This window comes from Krasilnikovia cinnamomea, from assembly GCF_004217545.1.
Lineage (GTDB): Bacteria > Actinomycetota > Actinomycetes > Mycobacteriales > Micromonosporaceae > Actinoplanes > Actinoplanes cinnamomeus.
Window position 1 is genome coordinate 2,004,978 of record NZ_SHKY01000001.1, and the last position, 22,929, is coordinate 2,027,906.

At 72.1% G+C, this 22,929-nt stretch carries 24 protein-coding genes; 9 read left to right on the forward strand and 15 right to left on the reverse strand.

All coding sequences use genetic code 11. The annotated features are described in order from the left end of the window. Positions 1–5: 5 nt before the first annotated feature. Positions 6–1,217 (forward strand): acyltransferase family protein, encoded by a 1,212-nt coding sequence (locus tag EV385_RS08830; RefSeq protein WP_130509026.1) that lies wholly within the window; start codon positions 6–8, stop codon positions 1,215–1,217. Here the strand turns inward: EV385_RS08830 and EV385_RS08835 are convergent, their stop codons facing one another. The 3 genes from EV385_RS08835 to EV385_RS08845 form a co-directional block, all read right to left on the reverse strand. Further along, complete coding sequence (locus tag EV385_RS08835) at positions 1,218–1,919, reverse strand: anti-sigma factor family protein (RefSeq protein ID WP_130509027.1); 702 nt, start codon at positions 1,917–1,919, stop codon at positions 1,218–1,220. Next, entirely contained in the window at positions 1,916–2,488 is a 573-nt protein-coding gene (locus EV385_RS08840) for a sigma-70 family RNA polymerase sigma factor (protein WP_130509028.1), read from the reverse strand. Before EV385_RS08840 ends, EV385_RS08835 begins: the two co-directional genes overlap by 4 nt. A gap of 149 nt (positions 2,489–2,637) precedes the next feature. Next, the gene (locus tag EV385_RS08845) at positions 2,638–3,144 is read right to left on the reverse strand and encodes a COG4315 family predicted lipoprotein (protein ID WP_165449422.1); all 507 of its coding nucleotides are present in this window, start codon (positions 3,142–3,144) and stop codon (positions 2,638–2,640) included. A 182-nt stretch (positions 3,145–3,326) separates the two neighbouring features. On the opposite strand from EV385_RS08845, the gene EV385_RS08850 reads away from it, so the two are divergent. Further along, the gene (locus EV385_RS08850) at positions 3,327–4,334 is read left to right on the forward strand and encodes a CHRD domain-containing protein (protein ID WP_130509030.1); all 1,008 of its coding nucleotides are present in this window, start codon (positions 3,327–3,329) and stop codon (positions 4,332–4,334) included. A 194-nt stretch (positions 4,335–4,528) separates the two neighbouring features. Here the strand turns inward: EV385_RS08850 and EV385_RS33805 are convergent, their stop codons facing one another. Then, a complete protein-coding gene (locus EV385_RS33805) occupies positions 4,529–4,693 on the reverse strand; it encodes a hypothetical protein (RefSeq protein ID WP_165449423.1) in 165 nt (54 codons plus the stop codon). Positions 4,694–4,827: 134 nt separating this feature from the next. On the opposite strand from EV385_RS33805, the gene EV385_RS33810 reads away from it, so the two are divergent. Next, complete coding sequence (locus tag EV385_RS33810) at positions 4,828–6,264, forward strand: alpha/beta hydrolase family protein (RefSeq protein WP_165449424.1); 1,437 nt, start codon at positions 4,828–4,830, stop codon at positions 6,262–6,264. A 132-nt stretch (positions 6,265–6,396) separates the two neighbouring features. On the opposite strand, the gene EV385_RS08865 is transcribed toward EV385_RS33810, so the two are convergent. From EV385_RS08865 to EV385_RS08875, 3 genes are all read right to left on the reverse strand, one after another. Beyond that, positions 6,397–7,347: a zinc-binding dehydrogenase gene (locus EV385_RS08865; RefSeq protein ID WP_130509033.1), complete on the reverse strand. Its 951-nt coding sequence runs from the start codon at positions 7,345–7,347 to the stop codon at positions 6,397–6,399. A gap of 299 nt (positions 7,348–7,646) precedes the next feature. After that, on the reverse strand, positions 7,647–8,900 hold the full coding sequence (locus tag EV385_RS08870; RefSeq protein ID WP_130509034.1) for an NAD(P)-dependent malic enzyme: 1,254 nt from the start codon (positions 8,898–8,900) through the stop codon (positions 7,647–7,649). A gap of 152 nt (positions 8,901–9,052) precedes the next feature. After that, positions 9,053–9,361, reverse strand: coding sequence for a S26 family signal peptidase (locus EV385_RS08875; RefSeq protein WP_130509035.1), 309 nt, complete (start codon positions 9,359–9,361; stop codon positions 9,053–9,055). A gap of 85 nt (positions 9,362–9,446) precedes the next feature. On the opposite strand from EV385_RS08875, the gene sodN reads away from it, so the two are divergent. From sodN to EV385_RS08890, 3 genes are read left to right on the forward strand one after another with little or no spacing between them, the layout of a single operon-like run. Further along, positions 9,447–9,851 (forward strand): superoxide dismutase, Ni, encoded by a 405-nt coding sequence (gene sodN / locus EV385_RS08880; protein WP_130509036.1) that lies wholly within the window; start codon positions 9,447–9,449, stop codon positions 9,849–9,851. A gap of 56 nt (positions 9,852–9,907) precedes the next feature. Next, positions 9,908–10,360: a GNAT family N-acetyltransferase gene (locus tag EV385_RS08885; protein ID WP_130513172.1), complete on the forward strand. Its 453-nt coding sequence runs from the start codon at positions 9,908–9,910 to the stop codon at positions 10,358–10,360. A 29-nt stretch (positions 10,361–10,389) separates the two neighbouring features. After that, positions 10,390–10,803, forward strand: coding sequence for an ATP-binding protein (locus EV385_RS08890; protein ID WP_130509037.1), 414 nt, complete (start codon positions 10,390–10,392; stop codon positions 10,801–10,803). 28 nt (positions 10,804–10,831) lie between these two features. Here the strand turns inward: EV385_RS08890 and EV385_RS08895 are convergent, their stop codons facing one another. Both EV385_RS08895 and EV385_RS08900 read right to left on the reverse strand, forming a co-directional pair. Then, positions 10,832–11,584 (reverse strand): FadR/GntR family transcriptional regulator, encoded by a 753-nt coding sequence (locus tag EV385_RS08895; RefSeq protein ID WP_130509038.1) that lies wholly within the window; start codon positions 11,582–11,584, stop codon positions 10,832–10,834. 100 nt (positions 11,585–11,684) lie between these two features. Continuing rightward, entirely contained in the window at positions 11,685–12,083 is a 399-nt protein-coding gene (locus EV385_RS08900; protein ID WP_242624785.1) for a hypothetical protein, read from the reverse strand. A gap of 68 nt (positions 12,084–12,151) precedes the next feature. Here EV385_RS08900 and EV385_RS08905 point away from each other — a divergent pair, with 68 nt between their 5' ends. Next, positions 12,152–13,102, forward strand: a complete 951-nt coding sequence (locus EV385_RS08905) for a diacylglycerol/lipid kinase family protein (RefSeq protein WP_130509039.1) — start codon at positions 12,152–12,154, stop codon at positions 13,100–13,102. Positions 13,103–13,519: 417 nt separating this feature from the next. Then, entirely contained in the window at positions 13,520–13,774 is a 255-nt protein-coding gene (locus EV385_RS08910; RefSeq protein ID WP_020513708.1) for a WhiB family transcriptional regulator, read from the forward strand. A gap of 261 nt (positions 13,775–14,035) precedes the next feature. Here EV385_RS08910 and EV385_RS08915 read toward each other — a convergent pair whose 3' ends face one another. Genes EV385_RS08915 through EV385_RS08930 form a run of 4 tightly spaced genes read right to left on the reverse strand, consistent with a single transcriptional unit; the run spans position 14,036 to position 17,521 of the window. Then, positions 14,036–14,893, reverse strand: coding sequence for a sirohydrochlorin chelatase (locus EV385_RS08915; protein WP_130509040.1), 858 nt, complete (start codon positions 14,891–14,893; stop codon positions 14,036–14,038). Further along, entirely contained in the window at positions 14,875–15,636 is a 762-nt protein-coding gene (locus EV385_RS08920) for a phosphoadenylyl-sulfate reductase (RefSeq protein WP_130509041.1), read from the reverse strand. Before EV385_RS08920 ends, EV385_RS08915 begins: the two co-directional genes overlap by 19 nt. Continuing rightward, complete coding sequence (locus EV385_RS08925; protein WP_130509042.1) at positions 15,633–15,830, reverse strand: IS1 family transposase; 198 nt, start codon at positions 15,828–15,830, stop codon at positions 15,633–15,635. The genes EV385_RS08920 and EV385_RS08925 overlap by 4 nt, the downstream gene beginning before the upstream one ends. Then, positions 15,827–17,521: a nitrite/sulfite reductase gene (locus tag EV385_RS08930; protein ID WP_130509043.1), complete on the reverse strand. Its 1,695-nt coding sequence runs from the start codon at positions 17,519–17,521 to the stop codon at positions 15,827–15,829. Before EV385_RS08930 ends, EV385_RS08925 begins: the two co-directional genes overlap by 4 nt. A gap of 344 nt (positions 17,522–17,865) precedes the next feature. On the opposite strand from EV385_RS08930, the gene EV385_RS35635 reads away from it, so the two are divergent. Beyond that, on the forward strand, positions 17,866–20,130 hold the full coding sequence (locus tag EV385_RS35635; protein WP_130509044.1) for a glycosyltransferase family 39 protein: 2,265 nt from the start codon (positions 17,866–17,868) through the stop codon (positions 20,128–20,130). A gap of 64 nt (positions 20,131–20,194) precedes the next feature. Here EV385_RS35635 and EV385_RS08940 read toward each other — a convergent pair whose 3' ends face one another. Then, complete coding sequence (locus EV385_RS08940) at positions 20,195–21,727, reverse strand: sensor histidine kinase (protein ID WP_130509045.1); 1,533 nt, start codon at positions 21,725–21,727, stop codon at positions 20,195–20,197. A 24-nt stretch (positions 21,728–21,751) separates the two neighbouring features. Beyond that, positions 21,752–22,786, reverse strand: a complete 1,035-nt coding sequence (locus tag EV385_RS08945; RefSeq protein ID WP_130513174.1) for an SIS domain-containing protein — start codon at positions 22,784–22,786, stop codon at positions 21,752–21,754. Positions 22,787–22,929: the final 143 nt, after the last annotated feature.

The window sequence follows — 22,929 nt, forward strand, 5'->3', positions numbered from 1 at the left end:
CACCTATGCCCACACTTGGCTTCAGGGCCCGCCCGGCCATCCTGCCGAAGCGCCTGGATTCCCTGACCAGCCTGCGGTTCTTCGCGGCCTTCGCGGTTTTCGCCCACCACTTCACGGGCGTGGGAGGCGGGACCGGTTTCGGGCGCTCACCGCTGATCTACCCGTACTCGGAGATCGGTGGACACGGCGTCACCTTCTTCTTCGTGCTCTCCGGCTTCCTGATGATGTGGGTCTTCAAGCCCCACGAGCATCCCGGTGCCTTCTACTGGCGCCGCATCGGCCGGATCTGGCCGGCCCACCTCGTCGCGCTCGTGCTCGGCGTGTACGCCTACTACATCGCGGCGCACAAGACCATCCACTGGCCCAGCGTGCTCTCCTCGGTCTTCCTCGTCCAGAACTGGTTTCCCCAGGTCACGCCCACCCTTCCGGGCAACGAGGTGACCTGGACGCTCAGCGTCGAAGTGCTCTTCTACGCGCTGTTCCCGCTGCTGGGGCGGGTCGCCGCCCGGATGCGCACGCGCTGGCTGGTCGCGGCCACCGCAGCCGGTCTGATCGGGATGTGGGCCGTCCACTGGTTCGCGACCGCGCACTTCTCCCGGCCGCATGCCGGCTGGGTCATGCGCCACCCGCTGGTGTACCTGCCGGAATTCCTGCTTGGCATGACCCTCGCGCTGGCCGTGAGCCGCGGCTGGCGGCTGCCGCTGCGCCCGGTGGTGCCGGTCACCCTGCTGCTCGGCTACGTCTTCTGCTACTACCAGGGCCGGATGCGGCTGTCCGACCCCGTGGTGGCGCAACTCGACTTCACCGTACGGCCGGTGATCGCGATCCTGTCCGGCCTGATCATCGTGGCGTTCGTCCAGCGCGAGGTGCGGGGGCTGCGCGGCCTCCTGAACGCCAGGCCGCTCGTACTGCTGGGCCTGTGGTCGTACAGCTTCTACCTGATCCACCACTCGATCAGCCGGCTGGCGACCTACCAGTGGGGCCGGATGCCGGACAACGACGCGGTGCTGTTCACGATGCTCGGCATGGCCGTGGTGGTGAACGCGATGTCCTGGGCGCTGTTCGCCTACGTGGAGGAACCGGCCGAGAAGTGGTGGCGCGAGCACACCCCCCGGCGCTGGCTGGACCGCCAGGGGCCCGGCCCGGCCCGGGCGGTGATCCCGGCGCGGCGCGACGGGACCGACCTGAGCCCTGAGCCGGAGCCCGCCCCCGTCTAGCTACACCGGGACCGAGACCAGCTTCGCTCCCTCGACGGTCTCCACCTCGATCGCGGCGACGTCGCCGGGCGCGACCAGGGCGAAGCCGTCCAGGTTCGTGCCGGTCGGCTCGCTGGCGGCGGAGACGAGCCAGCTGCCCGCCTCGCGTCGGCTGCCGTCGCGCGCGACGACCATCAGCCGGCAGCGCTGCCCGGCCGCGATCCCGCTCACCGAGGCGTTGACCCGTACCCAGCCGGCGGCCGGACGGACCGCCACGCTCATCCGCGCGCCGGACGCCGGGTCCTGCGCCGATCCGAGCATGGTCCCCGGCGCGGAGGCCGGCGTCGTCACCGGCGGAGGGAGCGCGCCCGGCGGCGGGGCGGTGGCGCGCCCCAGGACCGCACCCCCGCCCAGGACGGCGCCGCCCACCGCCACCGCCGCGGCCGCCACCGTCGCCCGCCGCCGCCAGTCCTGCCGGCCGCGCTCCTTGCGTACCGTTCGCAGGGTGCGCTGCAGCAGCAACTCGCCGTCGGCCGGTGGCCCGTCGATCAACGCCTCCGGCGGGACCCCACCGAGGGCGGTCTCGACGCCGCGCAGATCGTCCACCTCAAGCCGGCATGCCTGGCACGACGCGATGTGCTGGTCCACCGTGGATACCTCCTGCTCATCCAGGGCATTGAGCACGTAGGCGCCGAGCAGAGGAGTCACGTGTTCGGTGGTCATCCGGCCACTCCCTTCATGGCGACCATCTGGCCGTGCGGTTGCGCCGGTTGACTGGTGAACGCCTCACGCATCCGCCGTAACGCGTAGTAGGTGCGCGACTTGATCGTGCCCGGCGGTACCCCGAGTGCGTCGGCGGCCTCGGCCACGGTGTGACCCTGGAAGTAGATGGCGTGCAGGACGTCGCGGTGCTCGGGTGACAACTGCTCAAGCGCATCGAGTACGACGATGGAGTCCACGACCCCTTCGGCGTGGTCGTCGCGTACCGGCACGGTGGCCGGGGACTCCGGCACCTCCGTGGGACGCCGCGACCGGGCGCGGAACCGGTCGGTCACGATGTTGCGGGCGACCGTGAGCAGCCAGCCACGGACCGAACCCTTGCTGTTGGTCAACGCCTCCGGATGTCGCCAGGCACGGAGCAGGGTCTCCTGTACGACGTCCTCGGCCGCGGCGCGGTCGCCGGTGAGGCGGTTGGCATACGCCAGCAGGGCACCACCGTGTTCCTCGTACAACGCGCGGATCAGCACCTCGTCGGTGGCGGTGTCCTTGCGGCGGGACCACACGGCAGCCATTCGCGCCTCCTCCTCACCCGTGGTGCTGGCCGGGCGATGCCATTGGTGGACTGCTCTGGTGCACGCCCCGCGAAGCGTCCCGGTTCATTTCCTTGCGGAAAGAGTCGGCCATGCCACAGTCGTACCGATAGCCCTTGTCGGGGGAAACGTCAGCCCGCCGGATCGTCCTTGATCAATTTGCCGTCGCGGCCGATGGCGAACCAGGTGCCGTCCACGCCCTGCCCGTCGAGGTCACCCGGGCCGAGGTCGCCCGCGTAGTAGTAGAGCGGCCAGCCGCCGTAGACCGCCTGGCTGGCGCCCTCGCCGCGGGAGACCGTGGTCAACAACGAGGCTTGCAGGCCGCTGCCGAGCGTGACGGCCTTCTCGCTGGTCAACGCCGGCCAGGTGGCGATGCATGCCCCGGTGCAGCTGCTGGCTCCGCCCTTGTCCGCGGTGAACGCGTACAGGCTCCGGCCGCTCTGGTCGACGAGGATGGACCCGATCGCCGAATCCGCGAGCTGAACGCCGGTCGGGGCCGCCGCCGCGTTCGCACTCGCGGCGGGGGCCGACGGCTTCGGTGCGGTCCTTTCCGACGGGCCGCTACACCCGACCGCTCCGGCCGCGAGAAGCGCCCCACACAGGACCGAGGACACCGGCCTGCCCACTGACTGTCGCATACGTTCCCTCCACGATGGTCTCGTCGTGGGCCAAACGCCGGGGGCGGACAACCGGTTCACCGGATCCATACCGGATGTGATCCAGAGCATGTTCTCCCGCTTGCCGTTGAACCGATCGGAACCACCGGGCGTGTGCAGCCCGGAACGGCAGGAAGCCCACCATCGACATCGTTGGAGACCTCATGAAAATGCCCGTCGCCGTATCAGCGCTCGCGCTGACTGTCTGCGGACTCGTGCTGGCCCCGGCAGCGCCGCCCGCTTCCGCCGCCCCCGGCGCACCGACCACACCGGGCACCCACTCGATGGCCGGCATGAACCATGCGGCGATGCCCGTCACGGCACCGACGTCGACCGGCAGCCGCGCCGACGGCGTACGCCGCTCCCACGAGCGGCCGCAGTACTTCGCGGCCACGCTGAACGGACGCAACGAGGTACCGGTCCCCGGCGGACCCGCCGTCGGCGACTACGACGGCCAGGCCACCGGCCTGGTACGGGTGCAGGGAAACCGTGTGACGTTCGCGTTCCGCTGGAAGAAGATCGGCGCGCCGACCCTCGGCCACATCCACCAGGGCAAGGCCGGCGTCAACGGTGACGTGAAGGTCCCCCTGTTCACCAGCGCGATGCCCGCGACGGTGAACGCCGCGGCCGGGGTCACCACGGTCAGCGATTCGGCCATCGCCGACGCGATCCGCCGCCGGCCCGCCGAGTTCTATCTGAACCTGCACACCGCCGAGTTCCCCGGTGGCGCGGTCCGTGGGCAGCTGCACAGTCTGCGCGGGTCGGCGGATGTGCTCGGCCTGCTGCGCGGCGGCACCCTGAAGGCGTTCCTCTCCGGCGACCAGGAGGTACCCACCCCCGGCGGCCCCGCGGTCGGCGACCCGACCGGCCGCGCGGTGAGCTTCATCCAGCCGCGCGGGAACGCCCGCGTCGACTACTCGTTCGCCTGGGTCGGTGTCCGACCCACGCTGGGCCACATCCATGAGGGCAAGGCCGGCGTGAACGGCCCCGTCGTCGTGCCGCTGTTCACCACCGCGATGCCCAGCACGATCATCGCGGTCTCCGGCACGGTGGTCGGCCTGGACTCGAAGATCCTCCGCCGGATCAAGCAGAAGCCGTCCGGGTTCTACGCCAACCTGCACACCGCGGAGTTCCCTGGCGGCGCGGTACGCGGCCAGTTGTTCCGCCGCTGACCGGTACACCGACGAGCCGGTACACCCGACGAGCCGCCGGCCCTGCACCCGCCAAGGGCCGGCGCGCTCCGTCACACCCGGCGCGCTCTCCGTAGCCTCCGGCGCTCTCCATAGCGTCCCGCCGCTCTCCGTAGCCTCCGGCACGCTCCGTAGCGTCCGGCGTGCGTGACGGATCAGCGCGCTGAGCCGAAGGGTCAGGCGGCCAGCCAGACGATCAGCGCCACCAGCAGGACCGCCACCACGATGCCACCCACGATGAGTGGAACCTTGGAAGCCGCCGGCTCCTCCGGGGTGGTGTTCTGAGTGAAGGCGCGGAAAGCCTCGGTGTTGCCGCTGGGGTCGACGGAGTTGTCAGGCATGGGCAGGACAATAGCGAAGCGGCGCATCCCGGCAACACCCCGCGGGCGGTGATCGACGCGACGTCTGCCAGCGAGAACATCCCGCATCGCCGGAAATCACTCCTCGGTGGACGACTCCCGCCTACGGTCGAGACGTGGGAACAAAACGGATCTTCCGGACGGCTATCGTCATGGTGCTCGCCGTGCCGGCCGTCGCCTGGGCCGCGGAACGATCGGTGCCCCGCCTGACCCGGCCACACGCCGCCGAACGCCCTCCCGGACCCCACTCCACGGCGCCGAGCTCAGCGCCGAACGCGCCCCGGTACGCGGTCGGCGTGCGGACCTTGGTGCTGTCCCGTGGCGCTGACCGCCCGCTGCGCACCCTGCTGTTCTACCCGGCGTCCGGCCCGCCGCGCCTCGTCCCCGCAGCCGTGACCGTGCCGGCCACGCTCACCGCCGGGCCCGCGCCCACCCCGGCGGCACGCACCGTAGCGATTGCGCTCCGCACCTCCAGCCCTCCCGCCGCGTCCACCTCCCGACGCCGCCCGGCCACCGTCGCCAACGCGCTGACCAACCCGCCCGGCCCCACCGCCGGATCCCACGCGCCCGGTCCCGCCGCGTCCGCCTCGGGGTCCGGGCCCAGCGCGTCCAGCTCGGGGTCCGCGCCTGCCACCCGGTCCAGCCCCAGCCCGAGCCCCAGCACTGCTGCCGTGCCCAGCGCGCCCAGTACGGCCAAGGCGGCCAGCTCCGACATCGCGCCGGCCTCGGCGGCGGCCGCCGCACCAGCGTCGCGCGAGCCCTGTCCCGCGACGCTGCCCGGTGCGCCCGCCACCGCGCTGCCCGGCCAGCCGCTGGCCACTCCGGCGCCGGGCCGATTCCCGCTGGTGCTGTTCAGTCACGGCCTCGCCGGCACCCCCGAGCGGTACGCCCCCGCCGCGGCGACCTGGGCGGCGGCCGGGTTCGTCGTCGCGGTGCCCGCGTTCCCGCACACCTGCGCGGGCGCCCCACGCTTCCGCCGGTCCGACATCGTGCACCAGCCCGCCGACGCCCGCTACGTCCTCAAGGAGATCCGCCGCCTCGACCGCCGACCCGACGACCCGCTGTACGGCCGGATCGACCGGGACCGGGTCGCCGCCGTGGGGCACTCGGCGGGCGGGTACACGACGACCGGCCTGTTCACCGCGGGACATCCACGGTGGCTCCGTGCGGGTGTGGTCATCGCCGGGTGGCGGGCGCCCGGCGCGTTCGCCGGGCGCCCGGCTCCGATGCTGTTCCTGCAGGGCGACTCGGACCACGTGGTCCCGCTCGCACACGGGCGGGCCGCGTTCGACGCCGTGCCGTGGCCGAAGTCGTACGTGCTGATCCCCCGCGCCCACCACGCCGGCTACATGCTGCCCGGCCGCTACGGCTGGAAGCAGATGAACGTCATCGTCACGGACTTTCTGCGCTGGGCGCTGACCCACGAGGAGGGGACCCGATGGCGGCTGCCCGCCAGCAGCTTCCCGGCCACGGAGAAGGTTCCTGAGGGCACCGCGCCGCCGTCCAGCCGTCGGGAGGGCGGGTTCCACCGCCCCTTCGAGGACCGCCCGTAACGCACCCGCCGGTTCGTCGCGGCACCGCGCAAGCGCCGGGCTGAGCCGGGCCGCCCTCGCCCTCGACAGCGGCACCCTCCACCTTCCTCCCACCCTCTTCGAGGGTCGGCCGCAGGTGGCCGGGCGGGGCAATCAGTGCAGGTGGTCGATCGCGACCTTGCCGAACACGTCACCCGAGTGCAGGTGGGCGAACGCGTCCGCCACCGCGCTGAAGCCGTACGTCGAGTCGATCACCGGGCGGATGTTGCGCTGGACCACCAGGTCGAGAAGGCTGGCCAGCTCGTCACGGCTGCCCATGGTGCTGCCGAGGATCTCCAGGCGCATGGCGAACACCCGGCGCAGGTCCACGGTGGCGAGATGCCCGCCGGTCGCACCGCAGACCACGATCCGCGCCTGCGGCTCGGCACACTTCAGCGAGTGCTCGAAGGTCGGCGCGCCCACGGACTCGATGACCACGCCGACCCGTTCGGGCAGCCGGGCTCCGGGCTCGACCGCGGTGGCGCCCAGGGCGGCGATCCGCTCCCGCTTGGCGGCGTCCCGGCTGGTGGCGTACACCCGCTTGCCGAGCGCGGAGGCCAGCACGACGGCAGCCGTGGCGACGCCGCCGCCGGCGCCCTGCACGAGCACCGCCTCGGCGTCCGCCACCCGGCCCCGGGTCACCAGCATGTGGTACGCCGTCAGCCACGCCGTCGGCAGGCACGCCGCGTCCAGGAACGACAGCCCCGCCGGCTTGGGCAGCAGATTCTCCACCGGTACGGCCACCCGCTCGGCCAGCGTGCCGGGATGACGCTCGGACAGCAGCGAGAACCCGCGTGGGTCGGGCGGATCGGGCACCACCGGGTAGACGACGACCTCGTTGCCGTCCGGGTCGATCCCGGCGGCGTCGCAGCCCAGGATCATCGGCAGCCGGTCGGCGGGCAGGCCGACCCCGCGCAGGGAGAAGAGGTCGTGGTGGTTCAGGGAGCTGGCGCGCACCTCCACGGTCACCCAGCCCTCGGGTGGTGACGGCTCGGGCTGGTCACCGACCGCAAGTGCGGCCAGGGGGTCGTCGGGCTTGGTCACGGAGGCGTAGGCGGCACGCATGACGCGAGCCTACTGGCCCGCTCTCCACCCACGGTGTCCCATGTGGCCGATTCGTCGTCCCAGCGACGCCTCGCCCACCCTCGGCAGCCCGAAATTGTGGAGTTCAGGTCAGCTCCGAACCCGCACTCTCCAAGATCTGAAGGCATCCCACCCGGCAGAGCATCAAACCGGCCAAAGCCGCACAAGCCGGCGGCCATAAGGCCGCCGGCTTGTAGACGGAACGTCAGGCCGGGACGGGTAGACGGAACGTCAGGCGGGACGCGTAGACGGAACGTCAGGCGGGACGGATAGACGGAACGTCAGGCCGGGACGGGAGCCGCGGCCAGAGTGGCCGGAGCCGCGACGCAGCGGGCCACGCCGTCCAGCTCGGCAGCCCGCGCCACCGCGGCCGCCACGGCCGGGGCCACGCGCGGATCGAGCGGCGACGGCACGATCGTGTCGGGCCGCAGATCCTCGCCGACGACCTCGGCGATCGCCTCGGCGGCGGCCACCTTCATCCGGTCCGTGATCGTCGTGGCGCGGCAGTCCAGGGCACCCCGGAAGATCCCGGGGAACGCCAGCACGTTGTTGATCTGGTTGGGGAAGTCGCTGCGCCCGGTCGCGACGATGGCCGCGTACTTGGCGGCGATCGACGGGTGAACCTCGGGAGTCGGGTTGGCCAGGGCGAAGATGATCCCGCCCGGGGCCATGCCGGCCAGCGCCTCCTCGTCGATCGCCCCGCCGGACACCCCGATCAGCACGTCCGCGCCGATCAGCGCCTCGCGCATCCCACCCGTACGCATGGAGACGTTGGTGTTCGCGGCCAGCTCCGCCTTCTCGGCCGTGAGGCCGGGGCGGTCGGCGTGGATGATGCCGCGCGAGTCGCAGATGATCATGTTGGCGCCGGGGACCCCGGCCGCGATGAGCGTGTTGGTGATCGCGACCCCGGCCGCGCCCGCGCCGCTGATGACGACGCGCAGGTCGGCGAAGCGCCGCCCGAGCACGGTGACCGCGTTGCGCAGCGCGGCGAGCACGACGACGGCGGTGCCGTGCTGGTCGTCGTGGAAGACGGGGATGTCCAGGGCCTCGTCGAGGCGCCGCTCGATCTCGAAGCACCGGGGGGCGCTGATGTCCTCCAGGTTGATGCCGCCGAACGAGGGCCCGAGCGCCTTGACCGTGGCGACGATCGCCTCGGTGTCCTGGGTGTCCAGGCAGATCGGCACCGCGTCGACGCCGCCGAACTGCTTGAACAGCACCGCCTTGCCCTCCATGACCGGCATGGCGGCCTTCGGGCCGATGTTGCCCAGGCCCAGCACGGCGGAGCCGTCGGTGACCACGGCGACGACGTTGCCGGACCAGGTGTAGTCGGCGGCCAGTTCGGGGGTCTCGGCGATCGCCTCGCACACCCGGGCAACGCCGGGGGTGTACGCCTTCGACAGGTCGTCGCGGCTGTTCAGCGGGACGGTGCAGGAGATGGCCATCTTGCCGCGCCGGTGCAGGTCGAAGACCGGGTCGCTGGCCAGGGCAGGGTCGGTTTCAAAGCTGAAAATAGACACGGGGACTCCAGGGCGCATCGGAAGGTCGATTTGCCAGCCGGCCTGGGCGCGAGTGGGCGCCGGCCGACCTGCGATGCGGGGGTCACCCGGAACGAGGTCGCTAGACACAACACTTGAGCGGTAATGCTCATAAGGGCCGCAAGACTTCGGTGTGCTGCGGTCAGCCAAGATTAACTTAGCCACCCCGGTCGCGGCCAGTAGCGAAACACGACCCGTCCGATGACATCTGCCACTCCGAACGCCCGCGAGTCGTCCGCAACGAACTCGTTGTCGCCGTGTACCCACCAGCCCTGGTCGCGGGCCTCGACCGCGCGCTTGACGACCAGCAGGTCCGGCCGGGACCGGAAGCGCGCGACCACCACGTCGCCGGGGCGCACGCGGCCGCCGCGCCGCACCAGCAGGGCGTCGCCGTCGCGCAGGGTGGGCACCATGGAAGGACCCCGCACAAGTACGGCGAACAGCGGCAGTTGCAAGCTCATGGCATCAAGTCCCGCGTCGCGTGTGGCCGGAGGTGTAAGGGGTAGGGTCAGACACGGATCATCGCAAACGTATGGAGGGGTCCTGATGCGACTTCCGCGCATTCTCACGCCGCGCACCCTGGTCAGCGCGCACTGCGACCTGCCGTGTGGCGTCTACGACCCGGCACAGGCCCGCATCGAGGCCGAGTCGATCAAGGCGATCGCCGAGAAGTACCAGGCCAACACCGACCCGGAGTTCCGCACCCGCGCGATCGGCATCAAGGAGCAGCGCTCCGAGCTGGTCAAGCACCACCTCTGGGTGCTGTGGACCGACTACTTCAAGGCACCGCACTTCGAGAAGTACCCGCAGCTGCACCAGCTGTTCAACGAGGCCACCAAGCTGGCCGGCGCCTCCGGCACCAAGGGGTCGATGGACCCGGCGGTCGCCGAGCAGCTCCTGGGCAAGATCGAGGAGATCTCCAAGATTTTCTGGGAGACCAAGCAGGCGTGACCCACGACGTCACCGTACGGCCGGCGCGTCCCGATGACGTGCCGGCCGTCGTCGCGATGGTGCACGAACTCGCCGACTTCGAACGCGCCGCCGACCAGTGCCACCTGACCGCGGAGCAGCTGGGTGCGGCCCTGTTCGCCCCCGCCCCCGCACTGTTCGGCCACGTCGCGGTCGACGCCGACGACCTCCCGGTCGGCTTCGCCCTGTGGTTCCGCAACTTCTCCACCTGGGAGGGGACTTACGGCATCCACCTGGAGGACCTGTATGTCCGCCCCGGCGCGCGCGGCTCCGGCGCGGGCACGGCGCTGCTGGCCGCGCTCGCCGCGATCTGCGTGGAACGCGGTTACCGCCGCCTGGAGTGGGTGATGCTGGACTGGAATCCGGCCGCCGGGTTCTACGCCGCGATCGGCGCCACCGTCACCGCCGACTGGTTGCCGTACCGCCTCGCGGGCGAGCCGCTGCACCTGCTCGCTGAACGGGCCTCCCGGGCCTCCACCGGCAGCGGCTAGAGTCTCCTCCATTGGGAGGATGGGGTGCGGTGACTCACGCGACGACGACACAGCCCGAGCCGGCGACGGAAGATGACGTCGTGCTGCTCACGGTGCCCGCCGATGGCGGCTTTCTGAGCGTGCTCCGGACGGCCACCGCGGGGCTCGCGGCGCGGTTGCACTTCGCGCTGGACGAGATCGAGGATCTGCGCATCGCGGTCGATGAGGCGTGCGCGATGCTGCTGGCGATCGCCACCCGGGGCGCGGAGCTGGCCTGCCGTTTCGCGGTGACCGAGGACGCGCTGACGGTCGAGGTGTCCGTCTCGACCGTGCGGGGCGCGCGCCTGCCGGCCGAGTCCTCCTTCGCGTGGAAGGTGCTGACCGCCCTCACCACCGCCGCGTCAGCGGAGGCGGACGGGCGGCGCGCCATGATCCGCCTGGTCACCCGCCGCTCGGGCAGCTAGCCATCCGGCGGGCCGACCACCGGGCCGGCTAGGCACTCTGCACGCTGGTGGCCGGCGTCCGCTGGTGGTCGCCGTTCAGCTCGAGCGAGCGGCGGTTCGCCTCGGCGACGTGTTCGAGATGGATACGGGCGGCCGTGGCGGCCCCGTCCGGGTCGCGCGCCAGGATCCGGGCCAGCAGCTCCCGGTGGTCCCGGTCGACCTCGGCCCAGTAGCCCTCGGGCAGGTCGCGGATCACGTCGTCGCCGCAGGACGCGTCGTACACCGGCCGGGTGACCAGCTCGAACAGCGGGTTGCGGGTGGCCTTGCAGACCGCGGCGTGGAACGCGGCGGCGGCGCCGCACATGCGGGCGTCGTCGTCTCCGGCCGGGTCGAACATCGCGGCGCGCAGGAACGCCACGTCGGTGTCGGTGCGGCGGTGTGCCGCCATCGCCGCCGCGGGCACCTCCAGCGCGGTGCGCAACTCCAGTACGTCCGTGAAGCCCACCGTCGCGGAGTTGGTGAGCAGGGTGAGCCCGGTGGTGAGGCCCTCGCAGATCTGCGCGGCGTCCGGGTGCGCCACGAAGCTGCCGCCGGTCACGCCCCGGGTGGTGATGATGAGGTGCTGGCTGGCCAGCAGCCGCAGCGCCTCGCGGACCGTGCTGCGGCTGACGCCCGAGCGGATGCACAGCTCCGGTTCGGGCGGTAGACGTTCCCCCGGCCGCAGACGGCCGGAGGTGATCTCGGTGCGGAGCTCGTCGGCGAGCATCTGGTACGCCGGTGGGCGCACCGTCGATCCGGTCACTGGTCATCACCCCCGAAGCGCTGTCGCTTCGATTTGCCTCGGCCCGTCCCAGCGTAGGCCCTTCGGGGGTGCGAAGATCCAAGATCCGGCGAGACGAGTATCAATCCAGTCCGAGCGCCCTGGTGCTGGGCGGCAGCACGATGAGGACAATCGTGGCCACGGCCAGCAGAAGCAGGAGCACCCCGAGCCAGGCGGGCCCGGTCTGGATCAGGAAGCCGCCGGTCGCCAGCAGGAAGAGTTGCACGACCACGGCGGGCCCCCGGGCCCGGGCCGAGCGCCGGAACAGGGCGCGGGCCAGCAGGCCGAGCGCGGCCGCGCCGAGCGCGGCGAACGCGGTCAACGCGATCGCGACGGTCACGCTCTGCTTGTCCGCGGTGACGTCCAGCACGATGAGGTACGCGGTGAGCACGGCCAGCCCACCGGCCTCCAGCCCGAGCACGCCGACCGCTCCCGCGAGGGTGGCGGGCAGGGCGGTACGCGGGGGCGGCGGCGCGGTCACGGCTGCACCCTACCGGCCGCAATAATCGAGGACTGACCGCGCGCCGCTCGGCGGGTACAGTGCCGCGCATGCGTGCCCTACTGGTGGTTAACCCAAAGGCCACCACGACGAGTGAGCGCAGCCGGGACGTGCTGGTCCGGGCACTGCGCAGCGAGGTGGACCTAACCGTCGAGTACACGTTGCGGCGTGGACACGCGATGGCGCTGGCCCGCGCCGCGGCCGACGACGGGGTGGACGTCGTGGTCACCCTCGGCGGCGACGGCACCGTGAACGAGGCGGTCAACGGCCTGCTCACCGCGGACGCGGTGGAGGAGGAGCAGGCGGGGAGCCCGGCGCACCGGCTGCCCGCGCTCGCGGTGGTGCCGGGCGGGTCGACGAATGTCTTCGCCCGCGCGCTCGGTCTGCCGCGCGACTGGGCGGACGCCACCAGCGTGATCCTGGACGGGCTGCGCGACGGCCGGCACCGGCTGGTCGGACTGGGCCGGGCAGATGACCGTTACTTCACGTTCTGCGCCGGAATGGGACTGGATGCGGCAGTGGTGCGCACGGTCGAACAGGCCCGCTTACGGGGTCGCACTTCGACGCCCGCACTGTACGTTCGCGCGACCATCGGGCAGTTCTTCCGTGGCGACGACCGGAAGAATCCGGCCCTGTCCGTGGAACGCCCGGGAGAAGAGACGGAATCGGGACTGAGCACTGTCATCGTGCAGAACACCGCGCCGTGGACATACGTCGGCGATCGCGCAGTGAACCCGAATCCGGACGCATCCTTCGATCTGGGACTTGACGTGCTGGCCCTACGACAGCTAGGTGTCTCCAGCACAACACGGACAGTGACGCAACTGGCCCGCCGCGCGGGCACTCCGCACGGGCGCCAGGTGCTCCGGCTGCACGACCAGGCGGAGATGACCGTCGTCACCACCCGGCCCCAACCGTTCCATCTGGACGGCGACTACCTGGGCGAGCGCCAGAAGGTGCACTTCGTGTCCGTTCCCGAAGCGCTGCGTGTGGTCTGCTGAGTACCGGGTAAGCGGGAGGGAAGGAGCCTCACGATCCGTATTCAGAAACACAGGGAAAACGTCCGCGCGCGGCGCGGCACGGTACTACATTGATGGGAGCGGTCGTCAGCCGGGACTGGAGGAACCCCCAGAACCGGACAAAGGGGTCGTGAGCTAGCTCACCCGCTGGGAGATTTTCCGAGCGCTACCCTTGACATCGCGCTAGTTCGTGAAAGCATTCACAAGCGATAAGAAGTAACCGGATGCCGCCCGTGCACGTTCCTAATCGAGAAGCCCGGAACGGCTCTGTGTAACGAAATAGCTTGCTCACGCACTGGTGATCGAACGGATGCAGCCCGTCGGTTCGCCATGCGTATGCAAATAGGTAAGTCAGCACTACGTTTACTACCCCATCCGGAAACAAGGAGTGTTGCCGCCATGGACTGGCGCCACGATGCGATCTGCCGCGACGAGGACCCGGAGCTGTTCTTCCCGATCGGGACTTCCGGCCCCGCGCTTCTGCAGGTCGAGCAGGCCAAGGCCGTGTGCCGGCGGTGCCCCGTGACCTCGGAATGCCTCTCCTGGGCACTGGAGTCCGGTCAGGACGCCGGCGTATGGGGCGGTATGAGCGAAGACGAGCGGCGCGCCGTCAAGCGTCGCGGCGGCCTCCGGGTCGGCGCTCCCACCGCCTGAGCCATCCCCCGCACCACCGCATTTCACGCCCCGAGCCGTTCCGGCCCGGGGCGTCGTGCTGTTTCGGGTTGATTACCGCGCGCAATGGCGGCGCAGCCCGCGAATCAGGTCAAGCCCCGTTCGCGAAATGATCTCGAAATTGCGGCCAATCGTTACTGAGACGATTAGCACTGCCACTGAGGGTGTGTCTTCCGTCGCAGGCGTTCCCGACCCGATCGCCCGACGTCCCGGATCAACTCGGCGCTGTGCCGGGCGGCCGCGTCACGCGGCGACGGCCACCGCGAGCCCGGCCGCCGCCTCGGCGGCCCGCGCCACCACCAGCTCGGCCAGCTCCGGCGCATCCGTGAGCGGCTCCGCCACGGCCACCGCCCCGGCCGAACGCGCGGACCGCACCGCGGCGTCGTACAACCGCCCCGGCGCCAGGAAGTACGAGGCCACGCCGACCCGGCGCGCCCCGGCCGCCCGCAGGCGCGCCACGGCCTCACCGGCGGCCGGCGGGGACGCCGACGCGTACGCGACCCCGCACGGCAGGCCCAGCCGCTCCCCCAGCGCCGCGGCCACCTGCTCCACCGTCTCCCGCGCGGCGGCGTCGCGGGTGCCCGCCGCCGCCAGCACCACCACGTCCAGGCCATCAGCCCGCCGGACCAGGCCATCAGCCCGCCGGACCAGGCCCCCGGCCGTCGACGGGCCCCCCGGCAGGCGCCGCACCAGCCCGTCCAGCAGCAACGGCGGGACCGCCCCGGCGACCGGCCCCAGCACTTCGGCGACAGCCACCTCCAGGCTCAGCCCGTCCGCCCGCGCGGCGGCGACCTCGGCGGGCACGTCGACCCGCCCGTGGTACGCCGCCGTCAGCAGCAGCGGCACCAGCACCGCTCGCTCACCCCCGGCCGCCGCCACCCCGGCGAGCGCCGTGGCGGGCCGGGGCAGGCTGTGGTCGAGGTACGCGGCACGCACGTCCCAGTCCGGCCGCAGGCGCGCCACCGCCCGGCTCAGCGCCCGCGTCGCGGCCGCCGCCCGGGGGTCACGGCTGCCGTGCGCGGCCAGCACCACGCCCGGCCGAGCGGAACCGTCGGGCACCGCGAAGCCGGTAACCGCCGGAGTCAGACGTGCAGGCCGCATTCGGTCTTCTCGAACATCGCCCAGCGGCCCGCGCGCGGGTCCTCCCCGGCCTTCGTACGGCTGGTGCACGGCCAGCAGCCGATCGAGCCGTACCCCTTCTTGAAGAGCTCGTTGACCGGCACGTTCCAGCGGGCGATGTAGCGGTCCACGTCGGCCTGGCGCCACGCCGCGATCGGATTGACCTTGACCTTGCCCTTGCGCGCGTCGAACGTCACGACCGGCGTGTTGGCCCGGGTCGGCGACTCGTCGCGGCGCAGGCCCGTGGCCCAGGCGTCGTAGTCCACCAGGGCCCGCTCCAGCGGCTCGACCTTGCGCAGGAAGCAGCACTCGTCCGGGTTGCGGGCGAACAGCCGGGGCCCGAGCTCGCCGTCCTGCTGCCCCACCGTGAGCTGCGGCCGGATCGAACGCACGTTGACGTTCATCGTGCGCGCGACCGTGTCGCGCACCTTCAGCGTCTCCGGAAAGTGCAGGCCGGTGTCGAGGAAGACGACGTCCACGCCGGGGGTGACCCGGGAGAACAGGTGCGCCACCACGGCGTCGGCCATCGAGCTGGTCACACAGAACCGCGCACCGAACGTGTCGGTGGCCCACCGGGCGATCTCCTCGGCCGGCCTGCCCTCCAGCGCCGACGCCGCGTCGCGGGCCAGGGCCTCCAGCTCGGCCGGGGTACGGCGGGTCGGGTCGGCCGGCGCGGATCCTCCCAGGGACACCAGGCCCAGGCCGGTGGCGGTCACGACAGTCATCGGTTAGCTCCCTCGACAGCGTCGTCGTCGCTCGCCACACCCTTCAGGCGCGCGGCGAGCAGCCCGTTGAACTTGACCGTGAAGACACGCGCGCAGGAGTGGCACTCCCACGCGCCGTGCGATGCCTCGTGCGGGTACAGGTCCTCGTCCCCGCAGTAGGGGCAGTAGAGGGGTGTCGACCGGGCGTCGCTCACTTGAGCAACTCCTCGTCGGCGCGCACGACCCAGCTCGCGAACGACTCCCCGTCGGCCCGTCCGGCCAGGTAGTGCCGGGCGATCCGTTCCACGTACGCGGGAAGCTCCTCTGCCGTGGCCTTGAGGCCGCGCAGCTTGCGGCCGAAGCCGGCGGTCTGGCCCTGCGCCATGCCGAGGCCGCCACCGAGGTGGATCTGGAAGCCCTCGACCTGCTCGCCCCGCTCGTTCATGACGAGCTGGCCCTTGAGACCGATGTCGGCGACCTGGGTGCGGGCGCAGGCGTTCGGGCAGCCGTTGATGTGGATGGAGATGTCCGCGTCGAACTCGCGCAGCCGCTCCTCCAGCTTGGCGACCAGCTCCTCGCCGCGGGCCTTGGTCTCGACGATGGCCAGCTTGCAGTACTCGATGCCGGTGCAGGCCATCGTGCCGCGCCGCCAGGCCGACGGCCTGGCCTCCAGGCCGATCCCGCGCAGGCCCGCGACCAGCGACTCGACCTGGTCGTCGGCGACATCCAAAACCAACAGCTTCTGGTACGGGGTGAGCCGCACCCGGTCGGACCCGTGCGCCTGCGCCACGTCGGCGAGCCGGGCGAGTTGGGTACCCGAGGAACGCCCCACGACCGGGGCCGCGCCCACGTAGTTACGGCCGTCGACCTGCTTGTGCACGCCGATGTGGTCGACCGGCTTGGCGGGCAGGTCCGGCTCGGGCCCGTCCACCAGCGCCCGGCCCAGGTACTCCTTCTCCAGCACCTCGCGGAACTTCTCCACACCCCAGTCGGCCAGCAGGAACTTCAGCCGGGCCCGGTTGCGCAGCCGCCGGTAGCCGTAGTCGCGGAAGATGCCGACCACGCCCTCCCAGACGTCCGGCACCTCCTCCAGCGGCACCCAGGCGCCCAGCCGCTCGGCCAGCCGCGGGTTGGTGGACAGTCCCCCGCCGACCCACAGGTCGAAGCCGGGCCCGTGCACCGGGTGCTCCACCCCGATGAACGCGATGTCGTTCGTCTCGTACGGCGTGTCCACCAGCCAGGAGATCGACGACTTGAACTTGCGCGGCAGGTTCGAGTACTTCGGGTCGCCGACGAAGCGCTCGATGATCTGGTCGATCGCCGGGGTCGGGTCGATCACCTCGTCCACGGCCACCCCGGCGACCGGGCTGCCCAGCACGATGCGCGGGCAGTCGCCGCACGCCTCGGTGGTCTGCAGGCCGACCGCCTCCAGCCGGCGCCAGATCTCCGGCACGTCCTCGACCCTGATCCAGTGCAACTGGATGTTCTGCCGGTCGGTGATGTCGGCCGAGTCGCGGGCGAACTCGGTGGCGATGCCCGCGATCGTGCGCAGCTGGGCCAGGTTGAGCTGGCCGCCGTCGATGCGCACGCGGAGCATGAAGTACTCGTCCTCGAGCTCGTGCGGCTCCAGCACGGCGGTACGACCGCCGTCGATGCCCGCCTTGCGCTGGGTGTACAGGCCCCACCAGCGGAACCGGCCGCGCAGGTCCTGCGGGTCGATCGAGGCGAAGCCCTGGTGCGCGTAGATGTTCTCGATGCGAGCGCGGACGTTGAGCGGGTTGTCGTCCTTCTTGATCCGCTCGTTCGGGTTCAGCGGCTCACGGTGTCCGAGCGCCCACTGGCCCTCGCCGCGCGCCTTGCGGGGGCGGGCGGCGGGCTTCGCAGCGGTGATGCTGTCGAGCGCCATGTCGGCGGTCCTCCGGGTCTTCGAGGGCACGCCGATGGCGGACGGCCACCCCGAGGGGCTCGCGACATCGATGTCTGGAGAAGGCCGGCGCGTCGGGCGCGCCCGAAATCAGCGATCGGGCGGCGTCAGGAAGCCGGACACATCGCGCTGCGGACGCGGCCGTAGTCGACGTGGCGACGGGCCACGAAGCGGCGGTCAACTGCAGCGGTCATGCGGACAGCCTCTCATGCGCGCCTCTTGTGGGCCAGTCCGGTCCAGAATCCGGGAGGGTGTCCTGGCACACCACCGGCACCGAATGTCGTGCCGGGCCACACGAGGACTCAGCCGTTTGGAATCCTGTCCTGATGACGACCACGTCCGGCGACCGCCCCACCGAGGCCGCCACGCCACCGTCGTCGGACGCCCCCACGGACACGGCCGGGGCACCAAAGGCCCGGCCCCGCACCAAGGCCACCCCCGCGAAGGCCACTCGGGCAAAGGCCCCCGCCCAGTCCAGGGCCGCTCCACCAAAAGCCGCGCCCCCAAAAGCCGCCGCCCCGCCAAAGGCCGCCCCGGAGGAAGCCGCGCCAGAAGAGCCCGCCGCCGGGTCCAAGGCCACTTCGCCCAAGACCCCCACTCGATCAACGGCCGCCTCACCCAAGGCCCCCTCGTCCAAGGCCCGAGCCGGGTCCAAGGCCGCGTCACCCAAGGCCGCCGCTCGATCAAAGGCCGCCTCACCCAAGGCCACCTCGCCCAAGGCTCGAGCCGGGTCAAAAGCCGCGTCGCCCAAGGCCGCCACCAGCTCGAAGGCCGCCCCCTCCAAAGCCACGACCAGCTCAAAGGCCACCTCGCCCGAGGCCACGACCAGCGCCAAGGCCACCTCGCCCGAGGCCACGACCAGCGCCAAGGCCACCTCGCCCGAGGCCACGACCAGCACCAAGGCCACCTCGCCCGGGGCTGCCACCCGGTCTCAGTCCAGCTCGCCCAAGGCTCCGACCCGGTCGGATGCCACCTCACCCACCACGGCCCCGGCGCCCAGGACCATCACCCCGGCGAAGGCCACCACCCCGCCCGTAGCCACCGCCGTCGCCGAGCCCACCACCGCCACCCGACCCGGTGGGTCGCCGGAGGCGGCGGCGCCGGGGCGTCCGGCATCGAAGGTGGACCCGCGCCGGGCGCTGATCGGAGTGCTCAGCTGGGTGGTGCCGACGATCGTCACCGCGCTCGTGGTGTGGTTCCGGGCGGGCGAGGCACCGCCGTGGCGTGACGAGTTCGCCAGCTGGGACGTCGCCGTACGAACCGTGCCGCAGATCGTCGCTCTGGGACACACGATCGACGCGGTCATGCTGCCGTACTACCTGTTCCTGCACTACTGGGTCGGCTGGTTCGGCGACTCGGTGACGGCCCTGCGGATGCCCTCGATGCTGGCCATGACGGCCACCGCGGCGGCCACCGCCCTGCTGGCCCGCCGCCTGTACGGCCACCGGGCCGCCCTGCTCGCGGGCCTGCTCGTGGCCACGCTGCCGGTGGTGTCCCGGTACGCCCAGGAGGCTCGCGGGTACGCGCTGGCGGCCCTGTTCGCCACTCTCGCCACTCTCGCCCTGGTCGCGGCGCTCGCCCGACCCCGGTGGTGGCGCTGGGCGGCGTACGCCGGGTGCGTGTTGCTGCTGGGCTGGTCGCACCCGGTGGGTGTGCTGCTGCTGGCCGGGCACGTGGTCGCGGTGGCGGTGCTGACCACCCGCCACGACCGGATGCGCCTGCTGTGGTGGGCCGGGTCCGCGGCGGCCGGGTGCGCCGGTGTGCTGCCACTCGCGCTGCTCGGTGCGCCGCAGCGCGAGGCACAACTGAACTGGCTGCCCCGGGCGACACCGGACGCGCTCGCCGAAGTGCCCACCTCGATCTTCATCTCCGGCCTGGTCGGCGGTGCGCTGTGCGCCCTGGCGGTGTTCGCGCTGCCCCGGCGCGGCACACCAGACTCCGGTGAACGCTGGAGCCGGTTGCTCTGGCTCTGCGTGCTCCTGCCGTACGCACTGCTGTTCGCCGCCGATCAGCTCGTCGCGCCGATGTTCGTCGGCCGGTACCTGGTCTTCATGGTCCCGCTGCTGTGCGTGCTGGCGGGGCGGGCGCTGGCCGGGTTGCGGTTGCCGGCGGCGCTGGCGGTCGTGCTGGTGCTCGCCCTCGTCGGCCTGCCCGCGCAGAACGACCTGCGGAAGTGGCACTCGGGCCTGGACTACCGGTCCGTCGCGGGGCTGCTGGGTGCCTGGTCGGTGCCGGGCGACGGCGTCGTCTACGCGCATCGGCAGGGCTGGCAGTTCACCGACATGGCGATGCGCTACTACCTGCGCGGTGCCGGGCCACGCGACGTGCTGTTGCAGTCCGACGCGGTGCGCAACGCGTCGCTGTGGCCCACCGAGTGCGACGTGCCGGCCGACTGCCTGGCGGGCACGCGCCGCCTGTGGGTGGTGAGCGCCGACGACCTGGCGACGGGCCGCCGCGCGGGGACGACCGATCAGCTATCCGAGGGCGTACGCGACGCCGTCACCGCCCGCTACCGGGTCGCCGAGCGCTGGCGCTTCGACGGCTTCACCGTGGCGCTGATGCTGCCCCGGCCGCGTCCGGCTCGGCGCTGACGCGGCCGCGAACCGCGCGGACGATGCTCGGCGCTGACGCGGCCGCGAACCGCGCGGACGATGCTCAGCGCTTGCCGAGCGGCACGACCAGCACTGCCTCGGTGCCGCCGCCGGCCCGGTTGCGCAATTCGATGCTGCCGCGCAGCTCGCCGGTGGCCAGCGCCCGGACGATCTGCAGGCCGAGCCGCCCGCTGGCGTCGGCCCGGAACCCCTCGGGCAGGCCGCGACCGTTGTCCGCCACGGTGACGTGCAGCTGCTGGCGGAAGCGGTGCGCGGCCACGACCACCTCGCCGGGACCTTCGGGGAGCACCGGCGCCTCCCCGTCCTCGCCGCCCGGGAAGCCGTGTTCCACCGCGTTGATGAGCAGCTCGTTGAGGACCATCACGAGGGAGGTGGCGATCTCGGCGGGCAGCACCCCGAAGGTGCCCTCGCGGCGCATCGTCACCGCGCTCTCGGTCGCCGCGACCTCGGTGGCGGCGCTGGCCACCCGGTCCACGATGCCGTCGAACTCGACCGCCTCGTCGCTGGACATCGACAGCGTCTCGTGCACCAGGGCGATGGAGGCGACCCGGCGTACGGATTCCTGCAGCGCCATCCGGGCCTCGGAGTTGTCCACCCGGCGGGCCTGCAGGCGCAGCAGGGCGGCCACGGTCTGCAGGTTGTTCTTGACCCGGTGGTGGATCTCCCGGATGGTGGCGTCCTTGGTCATCAGCGCGCGGTCGCGGCGGCGTACCTCGGTGACGTCGCGGACCAGCACCAGTGAGCCGATCGGCACCCCGGCGGGCATCAGCGGCAGGGCGCGCATGAGTACGGTCGCGCCGCGCGCCTCGAACTCCTTGCGCGCCGGATGTTCGCCGCGCAGCGCGGCCAGCATCCGCTCGGCGGTGTCCGTGCCCTCCAGCGGGTCCGCGGCCAGCCGCCGGGTCAGTTCGGCCAGTTCCTCGCCGACCAGGTGCGCGCTGAACCCGAGCCGCCGGTACGCCGACTGCGCGTTCGGGCTGGCGTAGGTGACCTTGCCGGAGGCGTCGAGGCGGATCAGCCCGTCGCCGACGCGGGGCGCGGAGGTGGTCTCGCCGGGGTGCCGGGGCGGTGGGAAGGTCCCATCGGCCACCATCTGCGCCAGGTCGTCGGCCGTGGTCAGGTAGTTCAGTTCGAGCTGGCTGGGGGTACGCGCGGTGGACAGGTTGGTGTCGCGGCCGATCACCGCGACGACCTCGCCGTGCTCCTCCTCGCCCCGGATGCGCACCGGGATGGCCTCGTGGCGGGCGGGGGTGTCGCCGTACCAGACGGGGTCTCCCTCGCGCCAGATCCGGGCCTGCGCGTACGCGATGTCCAGGTGCGCCACCTCGGGCCCGCCGACGATCCTGCCCACCTGGTCGTCCTGGTACGCCGTCGGCGCGGTGGTCGGCCGTACCTGGGCGACGCACAGGAACGACCGGGGCCGGGTGTCCGGGGGCCGGACCGGCACCCAGAGCAGCAGGTCGGCGAAGGACAGGTCGGACAGCAGTTGCCAGTCGCCGGCCAGGCGGTGCAGGTGATCGATGTCGCCGGGGCGGAGGTCGGTGTGCTCCTCGGCGAGGTCACGCAGGGTGGACACGGATCAAGCCTGCCATGCCCGTTTCTACAACGTCGTGGTGACCTTGTTCAGGCCGCGCGGGGCGTCCGGGTCCTCACCACGGGCCAGCGCCAGGGCCAGGGCCAGCTTCTGCAGCGGCAGGATGTCGAGCAGCGGCGCGTAGCGCTCGTCGACCGCGGGGACGGCGAGCCGGCCGGCGGCGCCGGGCACGTCCGCCGGGCCGACGGTGACCACGTCGGCGCGGCGCTCGCCGAGCCGGTTGACCACGTCCCGCATGGCCTGGCCGCCCGGACCGTCGCCGACCACGGCCAGCACCGGCACGTCCGGGTCGGCCATGGCCAGCGGGCCGTGCAGCAGGTCGGCGCCGGAGAAGGCGAGCGCCGGCAGGTACGACGTCTCCATCAGCTTGAGCGCGGTCTCCCGGGCCGTCGGGTACGCGTACCCCCGGCCGGTGGCGACCAGGCGGGACGCGAAGCGGTAGCGCTGGGCGAGCGCGTCGGCGGCGTTGTCGGCCAGCACCTCCTCGGCGAGCTGCGGCAGCTTCTCCAGGGCGGCGCGCTCGTCGGCCGGCAGCACCCCGTCGCCCGCCCGGACGCCCTCGACCAGCAGGAGCAGGGCGAGCAGTTCGGCGGTGTAGGTCTTGGTGGCGGCCACCGCGCGTTCGTGGCCGGCGGCGATGTCGATGGCCAGCTCGGCGGCGGCGACCAGGGGCGAGTCGGGGTTGTTGGTGACCGCGAGGGTCAGCGCACCGGACTGCCGGGCGACCGTGAGCACACCGGCGAGGTCGGGCGAGCCGCCGCTCTGGCTGACGCCGACGACGAGGGCGTCGGAGAGGTCGGGCCGGGCGCCGTAGAGGGTGATCGCGCTGGGCGAGGCGAGGCCGACGGGGAGGCCGAGCCGGATCTCGGTGAGGTACGCGCCGTACAGGGCGGCGTGGTCGGAGGTGCCCCGGCCGACGAAGATCACATGGCGGGGCCGGCGCGCGGCCACCCGGGCCCCCACGGCCGCGATCGCGGCGGCGTTTTCGCGGTCGAGCAGGCGGGCCATCCCCGCCGGCTGCTCCGCGATGTCGGCCGCCATGCCCTGGCCTCGCTGCGTCACTGAAAAGCCCTCCCCTATGCACGGTCCCGCGCGTTTCGTGCGCAGTCTTGCACGAAAGAGCGAGCAAGCACAATGTTTCGCGCAACAATGCGCAGATCCCGGCCTGACATATCGATCGCCGT

Bases quoted from the DNA above. Each gene is read 5' to 3' on its own strand.
- EV385_RS08830 (WP_130509026.1), top strand. From the start codon at position 6: ATGCCCACACTTGGCTTCAGGGCCCGCCCGGCCATCCTGCCGAAGCGC.
- EV385_RS08835 (WP_130509027.1), bottom strand. From the start codon at position 1,919: ATGACCACCGAACACGTGACTCCTCTGCTCGGCGCCTACGTGCTCAAT.
- EV385_RS08840 (WP_130509028.1), bottom strand. From the start codon at position 2,488: ATGGCTGCCGTGTGGTCCCGCCGCAAGGACACCGCCACCGACGAGGTG.
- EV385_RS08845 (WP_165449422.1), bottom strand. From the start codon at position 3,144: ATGCGACAGTCAGTGGGCAGGCCGGTGTCCTCGGTCCTGTGTGGGGCG.
- EV385_RS08850 (WP_130509030.1), top strand. From the start codon at position 3,327: ATGAAAATGCCCGTCGCCGTATCAGCGCTCGCGCTGACTGTCTGCGGA.
- EV385_RS33805 (WP_165449423.1), bottom strand. From the start codon at position 4,693: ATGCCTGACAACTCCGTCGACCCCAGCGGCAACACCGAGGCTTTCCGC.
- EV385_RS08865 (WP_130509033.1), bottom strand. From the start codon at position 7,347: ATGCGTGCCGCCTACGCCTCCGTGACCAAGCCCGACGACCCCCTGGCC.
- EV385_RS08870 (WP_130509034.1), bottom strand. From the start codon at position 8,900: ATGCGCCCTGGAGTCCCCGTGTCTATTTTCAGCTTTGAAACCGACCCT.
- EV385_RS08875 (WP_130509035.1), bottom strand. From the start codon at position 9,361: ATGAGCTTGCAACTGCCGCTGTTCGCCGTACTTGTGCGGGGTCCTTCC.
- sodN (WP_130509036.1), top strand. From the start codon at position 9,447: ATGCGACTTCCGCGCATTCTCACGCCGCGCACCCTGGTCAGCGCGCAC.
- EV385_RS08885 (WP_130513172.1), top strand. From the start codon at position 9,908: ATGGTGCACGAACTCGCCGACTTCGAACGCGCCGCCGACCAGTGCCAC.
- EV385_RS08905 (WP_130509039.1), top strand. From the start codon at position 12,152: ATGCGTGCCCTACTGGTGGTTAACCCAAAGGCCACCACGACGAGTGAG.
- EV385_RS08910 (WP_020513708.1), top strand. From the start codon at position 13,520: ATGGACTGGCGCCACGATGCGATCTGCCGCGACGAGGACCCGGAGCTG.
- EV385_RS08915 (WP_130509040.1), bottom strand. From the start codon at position 14,893: ATGCGGCCTGCACGTCTGACTCCGGCGGTTACCGGCTTCGCGGTGCCC.
- EV385_RS08920 (WP_130509041.1), bottom strand. From the start codon at position 15,636: ATGACTGTCGTGACCGCCACCGGCCTGGGCCTGGTGTCCCTGGGAGGA.
- EV385_RS08930 (WP_130509043.1), bottom strand. From the start codon at position 17,521: ATGGCGCTCGACAGCATCACCGCTGCGAAGCCCGCCGCCCGCCCCCGC.
- EV385_RS35635 (WP_130509044.1), top strand. From the start codon at position 17,866: ATGACGACCACGTCCGGCGACCGCCCCACCGAGGCCGCCACGCCACCG.
- EV385_RS08945 (WP_130513174.1), bottom strand. From the start codon at position 22,786: ATGGCGGCCGACATCGCGGAGCAGCCGGCGGGGATGGCCCGCCTGCTC.